General features: G+C 64.4%; 1 protein-coding gene. It reads left to right on the plus strand.

The features are described from left to right. Window positions 1-450: hypothetical protein (locus tag ACPYOD_RS19160; protein WP_481303273.1), on the plus strand; the 450-nt coding region annotated here is incomplete at both ends.

A 450-nucleotide genomic window follows, 5' to 3' on the forward strand; every position in this document is an offset into this window, starting at 1 on the left:
GGTTACACCCTGGAGCGCCAAGGGGACACCTATACCTCGGCTCGACGTCGCCTGGAAATCCATGGCCAGCTCACCGCTCTGGCCCCACCGTCCGTGGCAGAGGCCGTTGGCGACACCCTCGATCCCGAGGCCGTGCCCAACGGTGCCACAGTACATGTCGAGGCCAACCCGCTGATCGCCGCAGGCAGCCGCGTCAACCTGGAAATGTATGGCACCACCACCGGCGGCATGCCCGTTGGCGATAAGCAGTTCCGCGACATCGTCAGTGACACTCGTTTCCCTTTACCTTTCACTGTGGAGGCCGGCAAGATCGCTGCCCTCGCCGGCAGTACGGCGACTTTTGCGTACACCGTGGAGACCTTCGATGCCAGGTCAGGCCGCCGTGTGCGCCACATGATCCGGCCCAGCGCCTTGTATCCTTCGCCCGAGCGGGCCTACCAGATCATCGGC

The organism is Luteibacter sp. HAY1-4A (genome assembly GCF_056755355.1).